Origin of the sequence: Nocardia sp. GP40, from assembly GCF_050434125.1 — a bacterium.
GTDB lineage: Bacteria > Actinomycetota > Actinomycetes > Mycobacteriales > Mycobacteriaceae > Nocardia > Nocardia albiluteola.
Genome location: NZ_JBNPVW010000007.1, coordinates 416,280 through 434,288 on the forward strand (window position 1 = coordinate 416,280; position 18,009 = coordinate 434,288).

Annotated in this window: 16 protein-coding genes and 2 pseudogenes; 9 read left to right on the forward strand and 9 right to left on the reverse strand. The window is 68.1% G+C overall.

Annotated features, from left to right (window positions below):
- Positions 1-143: 143 nt before the first annotated feature.
- The gene (locus tag ABH933_RS23760; protein ID WP_429419606.1) at positions 144-827 is read left to right on the forward strand and encodes a type 1 glutamine amidotransferase domain-containing protein; all 684 of its coding nucleotides are present in this window, start codon (positions 144-146) and stop codon (positions 825-827) included.
- A 171-nt stretch (positions 828-998) separates the two neighbouring features.
- On the opposite strand, the gene ABH933_RS23765 is transcribed toward ABH933_RS23760, so the two are convergent.
- The gene (locus ABH933_RS23765) at positions 999-1,991 is read right to left on the reverse strand and encodes an NAD(P)H-quinone oxidoreductase (protein WP_429419604.1); all 993 of its coding nucleotides are present in this window, start codon (positions 1,989-1,991) and stop codon (positions 999-1,001) included.
- A gap of 144 nt (positions 1,992-2,135) precedes the next feature.
- The gene (locus ABH933_RS23770; RefSeq protein WP_429419602.1) at positions 2,136-2,726 is read right to left on the reverse strand and encodes a TetR/AcrR family transcriptional regulator; all 591 of its coding nucleotides are present in this window, start codon (positions 2,724-2,726) and stop codon (positions 2,136-2,138) included.
- A 230-nt stretch (positions 2,727-2,956) separates the two neighbouring features.
- Between ABH933_RS23770 and ABH933_RS23775 the strand changes: the two genes are divergently transcribed.
- Positions 2,957-3,454, forward strand: coding sequence for an LURP-one-related/scramblase family protein (locus ABH933_RS23775; RefSeq protein ID WP_429419600.1), 498 nt, complete (start codon positions 2,957-2,959; stop codon positions 3,452-3,454).
- A 21-nt stretch (positions 3,455-3,475) separates the two neighbouring features.
- A pseudogene (locus tag ABH933_RS23780) lies at positions 3,476-3,583 on the forward strand (alcohol dehydrogenase); the annotation flags it as partial.
- Positions 3,584-3,588: 5 nt separating this feature from the next.
- Here the strand turns inward: ABH933_RS23780 and ABH933_RS23785 are convergent.
- From ABH933_RS23785 to ABH933_RS23795, 3 genes and pseudogenes are all read right to left on the reverse strand, one after another.
- Positions 3,589-3,975: pseudogene (locus tag ABH933_RS23785) on the reverse strand (diguanylate cyclase); the annotation flags it as partial.
- A gap of 54 nt (positions 3,976-4,029) precedes the next feature.
- Entirely contained in the window at positions 4,030-5,007 is a 978-nt protein-coding gene (locus ABH933_RS23790) for a GlxA family transcriptional regulator (RefSeq protein WP_429419598.1), read from the reverse strand.
- A 322-nt stretch (positions 5,008-5,329) separates the two neighbouring features.
- The gene (locus tag ABH933_RS23795; protein ID WP_429419596.1) at positions 5,330-6,064 is read right to left on the reverse strand and encodes an SDR family NAD(P)-dependent oxidoreductase; all 735 of its coding nucleotides are present in this window, start codon (positions 6,062-6,064) and stop codon (positions 5,330-5,332) included.
- Positions 6,065-6,247: 183 nt separating this feature from the next.
- Here ABH933_RS23795 and ABH933_RS23800 point away from each other — a divergent pair, with 183 nt between their 5' ends.
- Both ABH933_RS23800 and ABH933_RS23805 read left to right on the forward strand, forming a co-directional pair.
- Entirely contained in the window at positions 6,248-6,859 is a 612-nt protein-coding gene (locus tag ABH933_RS23800) for a TetR/AcrR family transcriptional regulator (protein WP_429419594.1), read from the forward strand.
- A 572-nt stretch (positions 6,860-7,431) separates the two neighbouring features.
- Entirely contained in the window at positions 7,432-8,154 is a 723-nt protein-coding gene (locus ABH933_RS23805) for a hypothetical protein (RefSeq protein WP_429419592.1), read from the forward strand.
- Between the two features lie 23 nt (positions 8,155-8,177).
- On the opposite strand, the gene ABH933_RS23810 is transcribed toward ABH933_RS23805, so the two are convergent.
- Complete coding sequence (locus ABH933_RS23810) at positions 8,178-8,999, reverse strand: COG4705 family protein (protein ID WP_429419590.1); 822 nt, start codon at positions 8,997-8,999, stop codon at positions 8,178-8,180.
- Between the two features lie 203 nt (positions 9,000-9,202).
- Here ABH933_RS23810 and ABH933_RS23815 point away from each other — a divergent pair, with 203 nt between their 5' ends.
- Together ABH933_RS23815 and ABH933_RS23820 are read left to right on the forward strand one after the other, a co-directional pair.
- Complete coding sequence (locus tag ABH933_RS23815; RefSeq protein ID WP_429419588.1) at positions 9,203-10,048, forward strand: hypothetical protein; 846 nt, start codon at positions 9,203-9,205, stop codon at positions 10,046-10,048.
- A gap of 168 nt (positions 10,049-10,216) precedes the next feature.
- The gene (locus tag ABH933_RS23820) at positions 10,217-10,801 is read left to right on the forward strand and encodes a hypothetical protein (protein ID WP_308166536.1); all 585 of its coding nucleotides are present in this window, start codon (positions 10,217-10,219) and stop codon (positions 10,799-10,801) included.
- 79 nt (positions 10,802-10,880) lie between these two features.
- Here ABH933_RS23820 and ABH933_RS23825 read toward each other — a convergent pair whose 3' ends face one another.
- Positions 10,881-12,086 (reverse strand): FAD-dependent oxidoreductase, encoded by a 1,206-nt coding sequence (locus ABH933_RS23825; RefSeq protein ID WP_429419586.1) that lies wholly within the window; start codon positions 12,084-12,086, stop codon positions 10,881-10,883.
- A gap of 93 nt (positions 12,087-12,179) precedes the next feature.
- On the opposite strand from ABH933_RS23825, the gene ABH933_RS23830 reads away from it, so the two are divergent.
- Both ABH933_RS23830 and ABH933_RS23835 read left to right on the forward strand, forming a co-directional pair.
- Entirely contained in the window at positions 12,180-12,812 is a 633-nt protein-coding gene (locus tag ABH933_RS23830) for a hypothetical protein (protein ID WP_429455088.1), read from the forward strand.
- A 2-nt stretch (positions 12,813-12,814) separates the two neighbouring features.
- A complete protein-coding gene (locus ABH933_RS23835) occupies positions 12,815-14,404 on the forward strand; it encodes a pyruvate, phosphate dikinase (RefSeq protein ID WP_429419583.1) in 1,590 nt (529 codons plus the stop codon).
- 66 nt (positions 14,405-14,470) lie between these two features.
- Here the strand turns inward: ABH933_RS23835 and ABH933_RS23840 are convergent, their stop codons facing one another.
- Complete coding sequence (locus tag ABH933_RS23840) at positions 14,471-16,624, reverse strand: acyl-CoA dehydrogenase (protein WP_429419581.1); 2,154 nt, start codon at positions 16,622-16,624, stop codon at positions 14,471-14,473.
- 386 nt (positions 16,625-17,010) lie between these two features.
- Positions 17,011-17,952 (reverse strand): patatin-like phospholipase family protein, encoded by a 942-nt coding sequence (locus ABH933_RS23845; RefSeq protein WP_429419579.1) that lies wholly within the window; start codon positions 17,950-17,952, stop codon positions 17,011-17,013.
- Between the last annotated feature and the right edge of the window lie 57 nt (positions 17,953-18,009).

The following is an 18,009-nucleotide window of genomic DNA, read 5'->3' on the forward strand; positions in this document are numbered from 1 at the left end:
AGGGCTTCACCCCGGAGCGCGGCTCGGCCACGACCGGTGGTCCCGGATCCTCACCGTCGCGCTCGAGACGCTGCGCCGAGTGGGCGCCCATTGAGCCGCACCCACGACCCGCGAATCATCCCACACAGTAAGGAGTTTCAGACATGACCAAGCGAATCCTGAACGTCGTCACCAACGTCGGCCATTACGACGACCCGTCGCATCCCACCGGCCTGTGGTTGTCCGAGCTCACCCACACCTGGAAGGTGTTCCAGGACCACGGATTCGAGCAGACCCTCGTCAGCCCCGCGGGCGGTCCATCGCCGCTCGAGCCGAGATCGCTGAAGTTCCCCAACTACGACAAGACCGCCAAGGAGTGGCGGGCCGACCCGGCACGCATGGACCTGCTCGAGAAGACGGCCAGTCCCGATGACATCGACTCGGCGGACTACGACGCGATCTATTTCACCGGCGGCCACGCGGTGATGTACGACTTCCCGGACAGCGCCGGCCTGCAGCGCATCACACGGGAGATCTTCGAGCGCGGCGGCATCGTCGCCTCGGTCTGCCACGGGTACTGCGGCCTGCTGAACACGACGCTGTCCGACGGCTCCTACCTGGTCGCCGACCGCAAGCTCACCGGGTTCGCCTGGCAGGAGGAAGTACTTGCCGGCGTGTCCAAGCTCGTGCCCTACAACGCCGAAGCCGAGGTGAAGAACCGCGGCGCGCGCTACGAGAAGGCGCTGCTGCCGTTCGTCTCCTACGCGGTCGTCGACGGCAACCTCGTCACCGGGCAGAACCCCGGATCGGCCAAGGAGACCGCGAAGAAGGTTGCCGCCCTTCTGTAATCCCGCGTCACCGCTCCTGATGCGCGGTCGCGAGTTGGTTGATCTCGGCGGTCGACAGGATTCGGCGCCCCGCCCCCGCGGTTGCGTCCGGATCATGGCTCGGCCCAGTTGCAGTGTGGAGGTGACCTGGTGCGGATGGCACGGCCGACTACTGCCCCCACTCACCGCTGCTCACGGTTCACGAACAGTGAGCAGCACTTTGCCGACCGTCTCGGCCGAATCGAGCAACAGGTGCGCCTCGGCGACGTCGGTGATCGGCACCTGCGCGGAAACGACGGGACGCACGGCACCGGCGGCGATCAGCGGCCACAGTTCCCGGCGCAGTGCGGCGACGATCTCGGCCTTGGAACCGGGCCCCTGCTCCGGGCGGCGGCGCAGGTTCGTCGCGTGAATCGAGCCGCGCTTGCCCAGCAGCACACCGAGATTCACCTCCGCGAGGGCGCCGTCCTGCATTCCGATGATCGTCAGGTTGCCGCCCTCGGCCAGCGCATCCACATTGCGGCCGAGGTATCCGGCGCCCATGATGTCCAGAATCACGTCTGCGCCACCGTATTCCGCGGTCACGACCGATACGAAATCCTGCTCTCGATAGTTGACCAGCGTGTCCGCCCCGAGGTCGCGGCAGCGATCGAGCTTGAACTGCGATCCGGCGGTCACCGCGACGCGTGCGTTGAGCGCGCGGCCCACCTGGATGGCGTGCGTGCCGATGCCGCTGCCGCCCCCGTGCACCAGCAGCGTCTGCCCCGCGCGCAGCCCACCGGCCATCACCACATTCGACCAGACCGTCGCGGCGGCCTCGGGCAGTGCCGCGGCGGCGGTCAGGCTCACCCCGTCAGGCACCGGCAGCACGCGGGTGACCGGCACATTCACCCGCTCGGCGTAGCCGCCGCCGGGCAGCAGCGCGCAGACCGCGTCGCCGGGCTGCCACTCCTGCACGCCTGCGCCGACCTCGGCGATCACGCCGGAAACCTCGAGCCCCAGGATTTCACTGGCGCCCGGCGGCGGCGGGTAGACGCCCCACCGCTGTGCGATGTCGGCGCGATTGACACCGGCCGCGACCACGTCCACCGCCACTTCCCCGGGACCGGGCGCCGGCAGGTCGTCGACCTTCTCCCACTTCATGACCTCGGGTCCTCTGAAGCCGTCGAGCGTCACCGCGAACATGTCATCTCCTCGTCGACCGACAGTATGTACACAGCGCTAACATTACTCCGAATCAGGGCCGCTGACATTCCGATGTCGATCGCGTTCGGTGAACCCGATCACCGCGTGGTCCGCACCACACGGCGCCACCCGTCCGGCGCGGCCTCAGCGCCCGCCGGACCTCGAGACGGCGAGGATAGCCGAAATCGCCGCGCGCACCTGATCGGCGACGACCTTGTCGGAGGAGGCGTCGAGCTTTCCATCCAGGTGCAGGAAGGCCAGCCCGTGCACCAGCGCCCACATCGCCGTCGCGGTCGGCTCCGGGTCCGCGGCCGGAAAGGCCTCCCGCACCAGGGATTCCAGATACTTGTGGATCGCCTCCACCGCCGCGACCCGCTCCGTGCTGCTCGTGTCGCAGGACTCGGTGAACATCACCCGGAACATGCCGGGCCGCCGCAGCGCGAACCGCACGTATTCGATCGCGACATCGGCGAGCCCCGCGGGCGTCACCGGCTGGGGGTGCACCGCGGCCAGCTGCTGCGCCAAATCGCGGTACCCCACCGCAGCGACGGCGGACAGCAACGCATCGCGATCCGCGAAATGCCGGTAGGGCGCCGCGGTGGACACCCCGGCGCGCCGGGCCGCCCCACGCAGCGACAACTCCGCCGCGCCGCCCTCCTCGAGCAGCTCCACAGCCGCCCGCACCAGCGCATTGGGCAGATCACCATGGTGATACGGCGTCGCCGACGTTGCCATAAGAATTGACCCCAACAAGTTCTCTCACCGATTACATCGTCCTGCCACGTTACCGCCACCCACCGCACAGCCCGCGGACACCAATGCTTACGACCGGTTCGTGTCGAACTGGTGGAGATTGTGCTCGGAGGTGGATGAGTTGCTGTTCGAAAGCCACCCCCCACCGGACCGCCATGGTGCCGAACGGTATTGATAATCCACCTGTTTCGAGCTTCGGGCAGACTGAGGCTGTGCGATATGTGATGCGGCAGCGCGTACTGAGCCTGGGCCAGGACTACTGGGTGACCGACGAATCCGGGAACCGGGCCTTCCTCATCGACGGCCGGGTGCTGGCGTTGCGCCGGACCTTCGAGCTGAAGGGGCCGGGCGGCGAGGTCTACGCCGTCGCCCGCAAAAAGGCTCTGGCCCTTCGCGATACCATGACCGTCCGGATCGGTGGCTCGCATGCGGCCACCGTACGCAAGAAGCTGTTCAGCCCCGTACGGCACAGCTTCGCCATCACACTCGCCTCCGGCGAACACTGGACCGCGCGCGGCGACCTCATCGAGAAGAACTACACCCTCGAGGGCCCCGGCGGCGTGGTCGCGCAGACCTCACGCAAATGGTTCCGGATCCGCGACACGTACGGCGTGGAGGTCTACCACCCCGACGTTCCGCTGGCCCTGGCCACCGTGGTGTGCATCGACGAGCTCGTCGCCGCCGAAAGGAAACAGCGCCGCGACGCGTAACCGCTTCGAACCCCGCACCCGCTCGGTGCGGCCAGCGCCGGGGGCGCCACCGATCTCCCGCCCGAACCGCTCGATGCCGCCATCATGTTCGCCCCGGTCGGCACACTGGTAGCGCCCCGCCTGTCTGCCCCTCGCTACTCCGGCCAGGCGCTGTGGCGGATGATGTCGACGAAGTCCCGGCGGACGAAGGCCGGATCGAAGTGCGCCAGCACGTCGTCGTTCATGGTGCCGAAGGTCGTGTCGGGGCGGTCGGCCATTCCTTCGTTGAAGGCCCGCAGAATCTTGTTCTTGAAGTCCGGTCGCGGATGGGCCGCCAGGACTTCGGCGCGCTGCGTTACCGCGGCCACCTCGGGCGGAAGGTGGTGCGGCACTTCGGGTGTGGTGTGCAGCGCGATGGCCAGCCAGACATCGCGGGCCTCGCGCTCCGAACGGCCGTGGCGCAGCAGGAAACTCCGTGCCGCCTCCGCGCCGTCGAGCTCGAATCGGCGGGTCTTGTCGGCGTAAGCGCGCACCAGTCCGACGTATTCGGCGGTGGACACCGCGCGGAGCGACCGGTACCCCACAGATCCGGACTGTCAGTCGGCGTCGCGGCGACGCCCGCCGGCGGCCGTGCCGAACCGCGCCCGGTACTGGCTGGGTGAAATTCCGAAGCGCGCCACGAAGATTCGGCGCATCGTCTCCGAGCTACCGAATCCTGCCGAGCGGGCGGCCGCGGCCACGGTGTGCCCGGCATCGAGCAGCACCTTGGCATGGTCGAGGCGCACCTGCTCGACATACCTCGCCGGGGTGGTGTCCAGCTCCCCGGCGAACAGTCGCGCCAGGTGCCGGGGCCCGACGCCCACCCGGTCGGCCAGCGCGTCGACGCTGTGGTCGAGCGCCGGCTGCGCGGCGATCAGATCGACCACGGTCCGCAGCGCCGGGGTCCGCGGCGGCCGCACCCGCAGCGGCGCGGAGAACTGGGACTGCCCGCCGGGCCGCTGCATGAACATGACCAGACCGCGCGCGACCTCCCGCGCGAGGTCGACGCCGTGATCGCGTTCGACCAGCGCGAGCGCGAGATCCATCCCAGCGGTGACGCCGGCCGAGGTGAACACGCCGTCGTCCTCGACGAACAGCGCATCGGGCTGCACCCGGACATCCGGGTAGCTGCGCGCCAGCAGCTCCGCGTGCCGCCAGTGCGTGGTCGCCCGGCGACCCGACAGCACGCCCGCCGCGGCCAGCGCGAACGACCCGGTACAGATCGACACCATGCGACGGGTGCGGGGCCGCAGCTGCTCGATCGCGGCGATCAGTCCGGCGGGAACGGGACGGCCGACTAGACAGTCGCCGCCGGCGATCACCACGCTGTCGGCCTCCCCACAGTCGGCGATCGGACCGGCGGCGAGCTCCATCCCGTTCGACGCGACCACCGGACCGGCCGAAACGGACACATAGGCCAGGCTGTAGGCACCACCGAGCAGATTCGCCTCCGCGAAGACCTCCGCTGGCCCGGTCACATCCAGCATCTTCATGCCGTCGAACATCACGAACACCACCCGCCGACCACCCACCATGAATCCACCTCCGCCTCGTCCTCGGACTCTCTCGCGAGCATAGGTCCGCACCCGAACCTCGTCCGGTCGGTACACAGCCCGTCCGGATCGATCACCAACCCGAAGCAGGCCGATGCGCAGGGCATTCTCATCGCGTCGATCGCCATCTTTCAGCCCGGACCACACGGCTGGCCGGTAGGAAACCTCCGAGCCGCCGGTGACGAGGAAAGAACACGGTTTTCCGGTGGGCCCCTCTCGATCGAAGGCCACCGGTCAAGGTGAAATATACTGGTGTACAGCTGGATTCAGGATCAAAGCCGACCGACGGCATCCGTTCGTGAGATCAGATCGCGGAGGTGCCGCCATCGACGGCCAGTTCCATACCGTTGACGAAGGACGAGTCGTTCGAGGCGAGGAACAGTGCGACCGTGGCGATCTCCTCGGGCCGGCCCATCTTCCCCCGCGGGATCAAGGCTTCGAACTGCGCCTTGGTCTCCGCGTCGAACAACTGCTCCTGAATCGGCGTCGCGATCTGGCCCGGGCTCAGCACATTGACCCGGATCCGCCGCTCCCTCAGCTCGTACAACCACACGCGGGCCAATGCGTGCAGCGCGGCCTTGCTCGCCGCGTAGACGCTGTAATCCGGCCAACCCTTGACCGAGGCGATCGACCCGGTCATGAAGATCGACCCACCGTCGTTGAACAAGCGCAGCGCTTTCTGCACGGTGAATAACGTGCCGCGGGTGTTCAGCCCGAAAGTATTGTCGAATTGTGCTTCGGTAATGTCGCCGAGCTTGGCCGCCTCGGCCGTCCCGGCACTCGCGAACAGCACGTCGATAGCGCCGTGCTCCCGTTCGACCGTCTCGAACAGCCGGTCCAAGTCGGCCAGGTCGGAAGCATCACCCTGCACACCGGTCACATTGCGCCCGATAAGCTCGACGGCCTCGTCCAGCGCCGCTTTCCGCCGACCGGTGATGTAGACGTACGCGCCCTCCTGGACAAACAGTTCGGCGCTCGCCAGCGCCATACCGCTGGATCCGCCCGTGATTACCGCGACCTTGCCATCGAGCTTTCCCATGATCACTCCCTCTTTCGCATTGCCGGAAATGTCCGCCGGCGGGCCACCCGAAGGCGTCACTTAATCGGCTCCCACCTGCACGAATCGCGTTATGTGAACGATTCGGTGTACTTAAGCTAACAGCCGACAGGACGACGCGCAAGCTAAGTACACCTACCGTTACCCGCGCGGTAGCATGACACCGTGACCGAGTTGGAGAAGGGCCCCCGGGGTCAACGTCGCGGCAGGGGCGCGCGCGAACGGATCCTCGAGGCGTCACGGCAGCTGTTCGGTGAGCAGGGCATCAGCAATACCGGCATGGAACAGCTCTGCGCGGTGGCCCAGGTGTCGAAGCGCACCGCATACCAGCACTTCAGCGGCAAAGACGAGCTCGTAGCCGAATACCTGCGCCGGCACGATCCCGACACCATGCCCGAAGTATTCGACCGCACCGATCTCACCCCCCGGCAGAAGCTGCTCGCGGCCTTCGACAAGCCACAGTCGGTACCACCGCAGGAGGTGACACCGCTGTGCCCCTTCATCGCGGCCGCCGTTGAGATCACCGACCCCCACCACCCGGCCCGCCGCCGCGCACACGACTACAAGACCTCCGTCGCCACCCGCTTCACCGAAACTGCCCGCCAGGCCGGCGCCACCGACCCCCAGCAGCTCGGCGAACAACTGGCCCTGCTTCTCGACGGCGCCTCGGCCCGCACCCGAGCACTCGGCATCGAGACCCTCCCGACCGCCGCCGCCATCGCCGCGATACTCATCAACAGCGCCCTCCCCGCCGCGCCGGGAGCGGCCGAGAACTGACCACGACGCCGTCCCGAACCGCGGCGCGCTACCGTTCGACCGTTCCCAGCCGAAAGATCCAGCTTACCCGCTCGACCAGCTCGTTTTCCGATATGGCGGCGCTTCGAGCATGGTCCCCTTGCGCCCCTCGGCCTTGCCGCACTCGAGGTTCTCGTGCTGACCAGCATGACCGGAGCGACGGCATCGAGACCCCGTGCTGTTCGGCAAGGGAATCCGCCTGTTCGAGAGCGTGGACGCGAGCCGCGTTGCCCTGGAGCAGGTCCGTGGGAGTCGGCACAGCGGGTCACCCACCTGACTACACCGTCCGGGAGCGGTAACGACCCGAGTTCGCCTCCTTCGCGAGAGGTGGGTAGCTGGGCCCGGAGCCGTAACCTCGGGCCCAATCGAGACTTGCCTGGACTGGGAATACGCATTGCGACGTAGTCCCGCGTTCGCGCGTCGGCGGATGTGGTGGTGATCGGAATTCGGCCACACTGAGTGCGCCGTGCGGTTGCCCCGTGTTATCGAAACGTCCTGTGACTGAACCATTCCGAGCCGCACAGCGCAATCCCCTTCGACGATAAGGAATTCTCATGTCCGGTGCCGAGTTCGCGCTCGACCCACGACGTCAGCGCATCGGCGCGATGGCCGCCATCTGCTATGTGGTGTTCTTCGTCGTCTCCTTGGTTCTACCCGGCCGACTGAACGGCAATGCGCCGATTTTCACACCCTATTCGCCCGATGAGACCGTATCGCGGTACCTGGCGGAGACCACCCGCGGCGCCATTGCCTACGGCGCCTTCTTCCAGGCATTGAGCGCACTGGCGCTGCTGGTATTCGTCCCGTACGCAACCGATTACGCGCGACGGCTCGCACCCGAGGGCGGATATGCCGGTGTGATTCGCGCCGGTGGCACGGTATCGGCGGCATTGCTACTGGTCTCCTCCTCTGTGCAGTGGGTGTCGAACCGGCCCAGTACCGGTGGCGATCTGCGTGTGTTCCGGGCAATATCGGATATCACCTTCGTCACCGGAGCCGCGCCGCATGTCGCGACGCTCGGTCTGCTGGTCGGAGCGGTCGCGGGTGTCGGCCTGAAGACCCGGGCGCTGCCGCGTTGGTTGTGCTGGTTCGGATTCGTCATCGCCGCGGCGTCACTGCTGTCGATGTTGTCACTGCTTTTCGAGGCCGCCACCATTTTCATCCCGGCGGGACGCTATATCGGAATGGTCTGGTTCCTCGCCCTCGCGGTAGTCCTGCTTGTCCGGCGCACGACCGACGCGCCCTCGATTCAGACCGGCCCGGGCGTCGGCCGGTAGCCCGATCGCGGCGGCAGGACCGGCTATCCGGCGCTGCCCAGTTTCACGGCGGTCTTTTCCGGGACAGCCGCCTTGTTGCGGACCCTGTTGTGGCCGTAGGTGATTCCGGCGACCAGGAGGGCGAGCAGGGCCGCGGAGGTACCCCAGGTGCCGAGCGCAAGGCCGCCGGAGTGGTGGGGTTTGGACAGCAGATCGCCAACCGTGGCGCCGAGCGGGCGGGTGAGAATGAATGCCAGCCAGAACAACAGCACGCCGGACACGCGGGTCAGGTAATGGGCGGCCAGCAGGACCGCCATAGCCGCGCCGATGAGCGCGGCGCTGCCCCCATAACCGAGACCGGAGCTGTCGGACAGATAGTCGCCGAGGGAGGTGCCGAGCGTATTGGACAGCAGAATGGCTGTCCAATAGAGGATTTCGGCGCGACGGTTGGTGATGTTGGTGACGTCGTAGGTCTGGCCGCTGAGTTTCCAGATCACGAACACGACGGCCAGTCCGGTGACGAGGATGGCGGCGCCGGTCCCGTACCCCAGTCCGCCGGCGGTGGAGGTGCCCGAGCCGGGCCCGCGGTTGAGGAAGTCGGAAATGGTGGTACCGGCGGTGCTGGTGGCGGCGATGACGGTCCAGTAGAGCGCGGGGTGGAAGCGGCGAACCCCGAGCTGAGCGAACAGGCTGACCGCGAAGATCGCCAGGAACAGGAGCGAGGCGGTGGCGTAGCCGAGGTGCAGGGTTTGCGCCAGCAGGTCGCCGCCTGTCTCACCGAGCGTCGTCGCGGCTATTTTCAAAACCCAGAACAGGACGGTGACCTGGGGGAGCTTGTAGTCGGTGCGGATGCGCGCCGAGTCCATGCTGGAGACTTCCCTTCTCGATCGAGGTGTCGGAGTGGATCGTAGCGGAGCTTGCCAGCCCGACGCTGAGAGCACACTGAGATCATTCTCGGGCCGTGGACCATCCGTGAATTCGCGGAGAGGGGGCGCGCTGTAGCGAATTTCAAGTTATCCTATTTACGGAGAATTCTTTTCGCGAAGAAACTCATGCTGCGGAGTGCTTGATGAAACAACAAGCGATTTTACGGACGCGGCGGGTCACGCGGGGGCCCGTTCGGGTGGAGCTGACATCCTCGGTGACCGGGATGCACGTGCACACGCCGGACGAGCACGGATATCTGGTCGAAATCCCCATCCACAACCTGATGCGGGTGGTCGATCGCCTGCACGAGGTGGAGGTGACGCCCGGTCACGCGGTCGTCGTCGGGCCGTCGGTGGACGCCTACGTGGACACACCGGAACGCGGGCAGGTGGTAGCCGTCGATGTCGGTCAACGAGCATTGACCGACATGCTCGAGGCGCTGCTGGGCCACCCGGTCCGGCATCCCGTCCGCCCGGCCGAGGCGCCCCAGGTACCGGATCGGGTGTGGCTGTCGACCGTGCGGCGGGTCGCCGGCGATGGTCCCGAGGTTACTCCGATCGGACGGCCTGCTCTCGAGCAGAAACTACTCGCACAACTGCTCTTGTCGCTGGACCATCCGGACCGGGAGGCGCTGGATGCCGCGGTGCCGAGCTGGGGCCCGCACGTGATCCGCCGGTGCATGGATTTTCTCGAGGCCTACCCCGGCGAGCCGCTGACCGTCACCCGGCTGGCGGCCGAGGCCGGGTTGAGTGTGCGTGCGTTGGAGGAGTGCTGGATCCGGCACCGTGAGATGCCCCCGATCGCGGACGTCGTCCGGGTGCGATTGGCCGGGGCGCATGCCGATCTCGAGTTCTACCGCCCGGAGGAAACCACCATCGAGGCGGTGGCCAGCGCGTGGGGATTCCTGCCGCGCCTCTTCCCCGTCGTCTACGAACTCCACTACGGCCGGCCACCCGAGCAAACGCTGCGCGGCCCCGCATTCGCATAGGGTTCCCGTTCTGGGGCGCGATCCTGCGCGCGACTCGGCGAGTTCCGCAGCGCTAGCGCCGGTTTCCGAGAGCGGTGAGCGCAAATCTTTGCGGCACAGGTGGATTGCCGATCGGTTGCCAGGGTACGCTACGGCCGAAATTGATCGGCTCGAAAGTTGGAGTGTGGCGTGACTCGTCTTATGCGGATACTGGTTCTGTTGATGATTCCGGTAATAGTGCTGGTCGGCGGCTGTAAGAGCTCGTCGACGACCGCGAGCAGCGGTGCGGATCAGTCGATTCCGGCGGATCCGACCGGGACCGCCGCCGATGCGCAGGCGGAGGACACCAGCTGCCCGACCACGAACACCACCTCGTTCGCGAAGACGAAGTTCGTCGCGCACACGGGTCTGGCGTTCGGCACCTTCCATCGGTGGCTGTACAAGCCGATGCAGGCCGGCACCTTCAAGAAGGGAGCGAAGGGCCGGATCACGGCATTCGTGAAGGGCGGCCTGGCCGCGTTGTTCATCAAGCGTGAGGTTCGCCTCGCGCTGGCCGACGCGAAGGCGAATCCCACACTGTGCAAGACGATCTCGGCTCCGCTGGGCAAACTCGGCGACACCGTGCAATCGGCCTTCGACAAGCTCAAGGGTGGTGATGATTCCGGGATCACCGGGCTGAACACCCTGATCGGCCAGACCGAGACCAGCTCCAAGGGCCAGGGCGTGGATATCACCGAGAACGAGAACGGCGATCTGACCAAGTCGCCGAGCTAGTTTCGGTCTCGAAACGGTGAGGGCGGTTCCGAGGACCGCCCTCACCGTTGTTCCTGAGCAGCGGGATCCGTTGCGGCGCCTAGTTGTTCGCGCGCTGGATGGCGCGGTGCACGAGGTGGCGAATGCCGGGCAGCTGGATGGCGCGGAGCATGAGTTCACCGGCCACGACGTGCATGCGCGACGGCGGGGCGAAGCGGCTGATTCCCTTGCGGGCCAAGGCCTGTCGCTTGCGAACCTCCGGGCGCAGCGATGCCTCCCAGACCTCCAGGGCCGCGGGAATATCACACTCTTCCGCGAGGGCGGCGCCGAGCCTGTCCGCGCCGTCGAGGGCGAGCGCGGCGCCGTAGCCGGCGAATACCGTGACGCACCACGCCGCGTCGCCGAGCAGGACCACGCGGCCGCGGCTCCAGCGGTCCATGACGATCTGGCCGACGGTGTCGAAATACGCCGCGGCGGGGTCGGCCGCAAGTTGGTCCAAGGCGTCGGCGACGCCTCCCCCGAGATCGCCGAACGCCCGGGCGAGCGCGGGCGCGGCGCCGAGAGTCAGTTCGGCGCCGGGATCGACGCAGCGATAGGTGAAGAACGCCGAGGACCGATCCGCACCCAGATTCATCACCGCCGCCGTGCGCCGGGGACCGAGGAAGGTGGTGCCGGCCCCTTCCGGAACGTGCTCGGGCGCCTTCCCGAGCGGAAAGGCTCCCACCATGTGTCCGAGGTCCACCAGATGGTCCGCCTCGGGACCGAAGACAAGTTCACGGATTCGCGAGTGCACGCCGTCGGCGCCGATGAGCAACTCGGCCTGAAGGTGGGCGCCGTCGCTGAGGGTGACGCCGACATCACCGTCGTTGCGGGTGACCGCCTGCACGGTGGTACCGAAATGGATATCGGCAATGTCGGCGACCGCGTCGTACAGCGCCGATTCCAGGTCACCCCGGAACAGACTCAGCGCCCGGTTCCCGACCGCCGCCTGCGCGACGGCGGCGGGGATCGCGAACTTCTCGCGGCCGTCGGCGTGGACCAGGATCGAGGTGAAGAATCCGATGTCCTTCGGGGCCAGCGCGGGCAGCAGCCCGAGCCGTTCGGCTGCGTCGTAGCCGGGGCCGTGCAGGTTGACCAGGTAGCCTCCGCTGCGCCGGGCCGGAGCGCGCTCGATGACGACGACGTCCCAGCCCGCCTGATGCATCCGCAGCGCGGCGGCCAGCCCGGCGATACCGGCGCCCACCACGATCACCCGTTTCCGTTGTGCCCCGCTGCCATGATGCGACGTATTCCCGGTAGCCGTCATTGCACTCTCCTGTCGTCCACGAAGCGGGTCAGCCCCGCCACTGTCGTCAACCAATAGTTGACGTCGACGATTACGTCAACCTAAGATTGACGAATGGATGAAGTGCCTTCGCCAAGCCCGGTCGGCACCGGTTCGCTTGTGCTGCATACCCTTCGCTGCATCGGATACGTCGATACGGCTCGAATGGCGGCGGCGGCCGGGATGCCCGAGGCTGTGGTCGAGTCCGATCTGATCGACCTGGCCGCGAGCGGGTATGTCACGTATACGCGCGGCGATTTCGGCGGGTGGGGCCTCACCGACGCCGGGCGGGTGCTGGATTCGGCGCAGATCGCGGCTGAGCTGGAGATGGCGGGCGCCGGGGCGGCAATTACCCAGGCGTACCAGCGTTTCCTGACGCTCAACCCGGAGATGCTCGACCTGTGCACGGCGTGGCAGATGCGATCCGCCCACGGGGTCATGGCCCCGAACGACCACACCGATCCGGGTTACGACGCCCGGATTCTCGATCGGATCGCGAACCTGGATGCTCGCGTTCAGCCCATCTGCACGCAGCTGTCGGAGGCCCTGCCGAGATTCCAGCGATACGGCCTGCGCCTCGCCGACGCGCTCGCGCGGGCCCGGGCCGGCGAGTTGGAGTACGTGGCAACCAGCACCTCGTCGTATCACACGGTCTGGTTCCAGTTGCACGAAGATCTCCTGGTCACGCTCGGCATCCCGAGATTCTGACGATGCGATACATTCAGCCGCTGTCGGCGGTGACCGAGCCGGCGCCGGAAGTACTGGGCGCCAAGGCATCCGGGCTCATCGAGCTGTGCCGCCTCGGTCTTCCCGTGCCCGCCGGGTTCGTCATCGGTACCGAGGTCTGCCGCGCCTTCCTGCGTGACGGTCGACTTCCCGACGGCTTTGTCCCCCAGCTGCTTTCCGCCCTCGGCGACCTCGAGGCCGTGACACACCGCAGCTTCGGCGGCGCCGAGAAGCCGCTGACGGTGTCCGTTCGCTCCGGGGCAGCGGTGTCGATGCCCGGCATGATGGACACGGTTCTCAACCTCGGGCTCACCCCCTCGACCGCACGGGGATTGGCGGCCGAGACGGGCAACCCGCAATTCGCCCTGGCCACTCGGATGCGTTTCCTGTCGAGTTTCTCGGCTGCTGTGGTCGATCCCGGCGAAGTCGATAATCTCGATGAGCCGGAGGACATTCACCGCGCGATCCGAGCTACCGAGGACCTCATCTCACGGCAGGCCGGGCCGCAAGTTCTGAATGCCCCTTTCCAGCAGTTGGAGCTCGCGATCACCGCGATCTGCTCGTCCTGGGATACACCGCGTGCGCGCACGTTTCGCGCAATTCACGATATCCCGCCCGACCTCGGGACGGCCGTGACCGTCCAGGCGATGGTCTACGGGCATCGCGACGACCACAGCGGCACCGGGGTCGCCTTCAGCCGCAACCCCAACACCGGCGAACCGATCCCCTTCGGCGACATACTGTTCGGCGGTCAGGGCGACGATGTCGTGTCCGGTAGATCGCGCACGCTGCCGCTGCACGATCTGGCCGCTCGGGAGCCGGTCGTGTGGGACGGCCTGGTCGCGGCCCTGGCCCGGATCGAAGCGCACTATCGCGACTCGTGCTGCGTCGAGTTCACTTTCGAGGCCGGCGAGCTCTGGATCCTGCAGGTTCACCGCGGCAAAATGGCCCCCTCCGCCGCGGTCCGTGTCGCCGTCGACCTCGCCGACGAGGGCATGATCGAGCCCCGAGAAGCGCTGTTGCGCATCACATCACAGCACCTCGAGCGGGCCCGCACACCGCGCATGGCGCTCGATGGCCCGCACGACCTGCTCGCGCGAGGGCAGGGCGCCTGCCCCGGCGTCGCGGTCGGCGCCATCGCGACCACCTCCGATTCGGCGGTCCGCATGGCCGCGTCCGGTCCGGTCATCCTGGTGCGGCCGGATACCTCACCGCTCGACATGCACGGTCTCGCCGCCGCCGCCGGAGTTCTCACCGCCCACGGCGGGCCGACCTGCCACGCCGCCGTTGTCGCGCGAGCGCTCGGAAAACCCGCGGTAGTGGGGGTCGCCGATCTCACCGTCGACGCCGCCTCGATCCGTACTCCGTTGGGCGCGTTCCCCGCAGGCACCCTCATCGCCATCGACGGAACCACCGGGGAGGTCGCCTTGGGAAGCCCCTCCGTCCGGACCCCTGCCACCGACCCCCACACGAACCGATTACTCGAATGGGCCGATCAGGTGTCCGGCGATCACACACAGCGCGGTGACGCAGATCGCTTGACCGCCGCACACTCCGCGCTCGCCGGGCGCTGAGAGCCGTTGGCGCATAACCGTTCCCAACCCAGGCCCGGACCGCCGACCAGCGCGACTGCCGTCCCACTATCGCAGCAGCGGGTCCCGGGGCAGGCCGAGGATGCGCTCGCCGATCTGATTGCGTTTGATCTCCGAGGTGCCCCCGGCGATCGACATGCCGCGATGCATCAGCACCATCAGATTGCCCGTGGCCGCAAATCCGTCCATGAACAATGCGTCCTCGCCGAGGAGTTCGCCGACGACGACGGCCGATTCGTGGCCCAGCTCCGACACGATGAGCTTGGCCATCGCGCCCTCGGGACCGGGCCCGGCGCCCGCGACGGCGCGCCCGGCCGCCCGCAGATTGAGGAGTTCGACTGCCTGCTGATCGGCGATGTAGCGACCGATGCGCGGCGCGCCGCCGGCGAGACGTTCGGGGGCCGCGTCGAACAGCGGAACCAGCGCGGCGCCCGGAAAAGTCAGCACCCCGGCGCCGCCGCTGCCGATGCTCACGCTCTCGTTGCCGAGCGTGGCGCGCGCGACCGCCCAGCCGCCGTCGACCGGGCCCACGACGTCCTCGTCGGGCACGAAGACGTCGGTGAGGAACACCTCGTTGAATTCCGAATTCCCCGTGGTCATTCGGAGCGGGCGCACCTCGACTCCCTTGGCGTGCATATCGATCGCCATCATCGTGATGCCCTGGTGCTTGGGCACATCGGGATCGGTGCGCACGGTGGCGAAGCCCATCCCGGCCACGTGGGCACCGGAGGTCCATACCTTCTGGCCGTTCACCAACCAGCCGCCGTCGACGCGCGTCGCGCGGGTCTTGATGCCCGCGGCGTCCGACCCCGCCTCGGGCTCGCTGAACAGCTGGCACCACACGACCTCCTGGTCGAGCGCGGGCCGCACCCAGCGCTCGAGCTGGTCCGGGTTGCCGTGCTGGATGATGGTGAGCACATTCCACGCGGTGATGCCGTAGGACGGGCGCGCCACCCCGGCCGCCTCGAACTCCTGCTCGATCACCAACTGCTCGATTGCCCCCGCGCCGCGGCCGAAGGGCTCGGGCCAGTGCGGCATCACGTATCCGGACTCGATCAGCCTGGTGCGCTGTTCGGCGGCGGGGAGATCGGCTGTCTCACGGGCGAATTCCCGCACCTCCGCACGGACGGCCGCGGCCTCGGGCGGCAACTCGATCGCCTTGGCGCGCGAAATCCCCTGGCGGGTCAGGTCGACCAGATCCGCGGCCGCGCGGTCCGGCGCGAGGAGATGCCGCAGCGCCGTCGCGCGCCGCATGAACAGGTGCGCGTCGTGCTCCCAGGTGATGGCGATGCCGCCGTGCACCTGGGTCATGTGATTGGCACAGAAGTCCGCCGCGGGACCGGCGATCGAGGCGGCCACGGCCGCGGCGTAGGACAGCTGATCGCCGCCCGTGCCCGCCGCCCGTGCGGCGTCCCACACCGCCGAAGCGGCCATCTCGGTGACCACGGCCATGTTGGCACAATGATGCTTCACCGCCTGGTACATGCCGATCGGACGACCGAATTGGATACGGCTCCCGGCATATTCGGCGGCCAGCCGCGTGGCCTCGGCGGCGACACCGGCAGCCTCGGCCGACAGGATCACCCGCTGCAGATCCAGCAGCGTGCGCGCCGCGCCCGGCACCACGATCGCCGGCACGGCGTCGAGCGCGATGCGGGCGGCCCGGCGGGTCGGATCGAGGTTCTTCGGCATCGTGATCCGCACGCCGTCACCGGGTTCGACGATGGCAACATCGTCTCCGGCGGTCAGCACCAGCAGCCGGGCCAGCCCGCCCCCGAGCACCACGACCGAACCGCTCACCCTGTCGCCGTCGAGGCTCAGCCCCGGCGTCGTGGCCACGGCCGCCGCGGTCGAGCCGTCGGCCAGGCCCGGCAGCAGCTTCTCCCGCGTAACCTGTTCGCCCGCAACGGCGATGAACGCGCTCGCGATCACCGTCGGCACGAACGGCCCCGGGGCGACCGCACTCCCCCACTCCGCCACGACGAGCACGAGTTCCTCGAGCGTGTACCCCGACCCGCCGAACTCCTCCGGGAGATGCAGTCCCAGCCAGCCCAGCCCGGCGATCTCGTCCCAGAACGGCGGTGGCGTCTCGGCCTCCGCCTCCAGCAACGCCCGCCCCGCCCCGCGCGCATCGCGCCTACGCAACAGTTGGGCGGCCGTATCGGCAAGCGCCACATGGTCTTCGGTGATAGCGATCGACATCGAGTTGCTCCCTCCCGGGACCGGCACACCTGCCGCCCCGGACTGCCTCCGGTGAACAATCGGCCCTGACCCGCGCGGCCGATTCCGTGCCTCCGTCGAGGGAAACCCGTCGCGGGAGGCAAGGACCATCATGCCCGTCCGCGGCGAACGGGCCCGTCGTTCCGCACGATCGGTCCCCGCCTCCGTCGTCCTGCGCCGTCCCCGGGTTGCAGACTCCGCCGGGCTGACGAGCTTGCGGCCTCACCGCCCGAATCCGGCAAGCTCGTCCTCCCGGTGACGGAGCTGATCGCACACCTGTCGTCGATGGTGGAAGTGTTCGTGAGCACGCCCGCAGCCCTGCGCCTGCTACTGATCGAGCAGGCGCAGGGCTGCGTAGCGCCCGGACGCTAACGCCAGAATTGGGCGAGTGTCACCGCGAGGGCTCGTCCCTGGTCGTATCCTCCGCGCGCGGCCTGCAGGCGCGTCGAGGGATCCAATGCGTTGGCGTCGAACACCTTTCCCGCACCGCTGTCGGGAAAGACGGTCTCGACCCTGCTGCCCGCGGCGCGCAGCTCGTCGACCTGGGTGGCGAGGTCCATGCCCCACTCCCGCGGCGTCCGCGACTTGCCGCTGAACGGTGACATCACCAGGATCCGCCCGTATCCGGCTGCCAGGTCGGCGTTTTCGCTGCGTCGGTAGCCGCCGTTGAGGTATCGGCGCTCGCCGATGCGATAGGGCGGGAAGGGACCGAAGCCGTTGCTCGTGCTGGCGGCCACCGCGTCGACCAGATCGACACCGCTGTGGCGGTCGAACGCGACCGGTTCCCCGGTGTGCGCGTCGACGGCCGCGATGCGGACGTCCTGCCGCTGCGGCCAGTCCCGGGCGGGGAGGCGGGACGCGACGATGTCACGCCAACGCGTCTGGCCGGAGCCGTCGGAAGTGTCCATCTCCAGCGCTGCGGCACCCATCCGGCGGCGCATGTCGGACGCGTCGGTCGCGGCGGCGATGATACCGCCCGACCATTCCATGTAGGTCTGCCCCGAGAATGCCGGAGCGCGTCCGCCCCGGTCCGATCCGGCGTACGGGGCCCGCGGCTGGGGCCCTGCCTCGAGGATGGCGGCATACAGTTCGGCGGGACGTGTCCCGCTGGTGATCTGCACGGCCGCCGTCGATCCGCCCGAGGTCCCGATGACGAGGTCGGCCTCGGTGAGATCGACCCCGGCCTCGGCCAGGCCCGCGATGAGACCGAGCGCCCAGGCATTGCCGGCCGCTCCGGCCCCGCCGAGCACCAGGGCTCGCTTATCCGAGTTGTCCGCTTGTTTCGTGGCATCGACCTGTTGGTCGGCCATCGGCCAATTCCCGTACCGCGGCGCGACAGCGCCGTCAGAAGTGGCGGGAATCGAAGA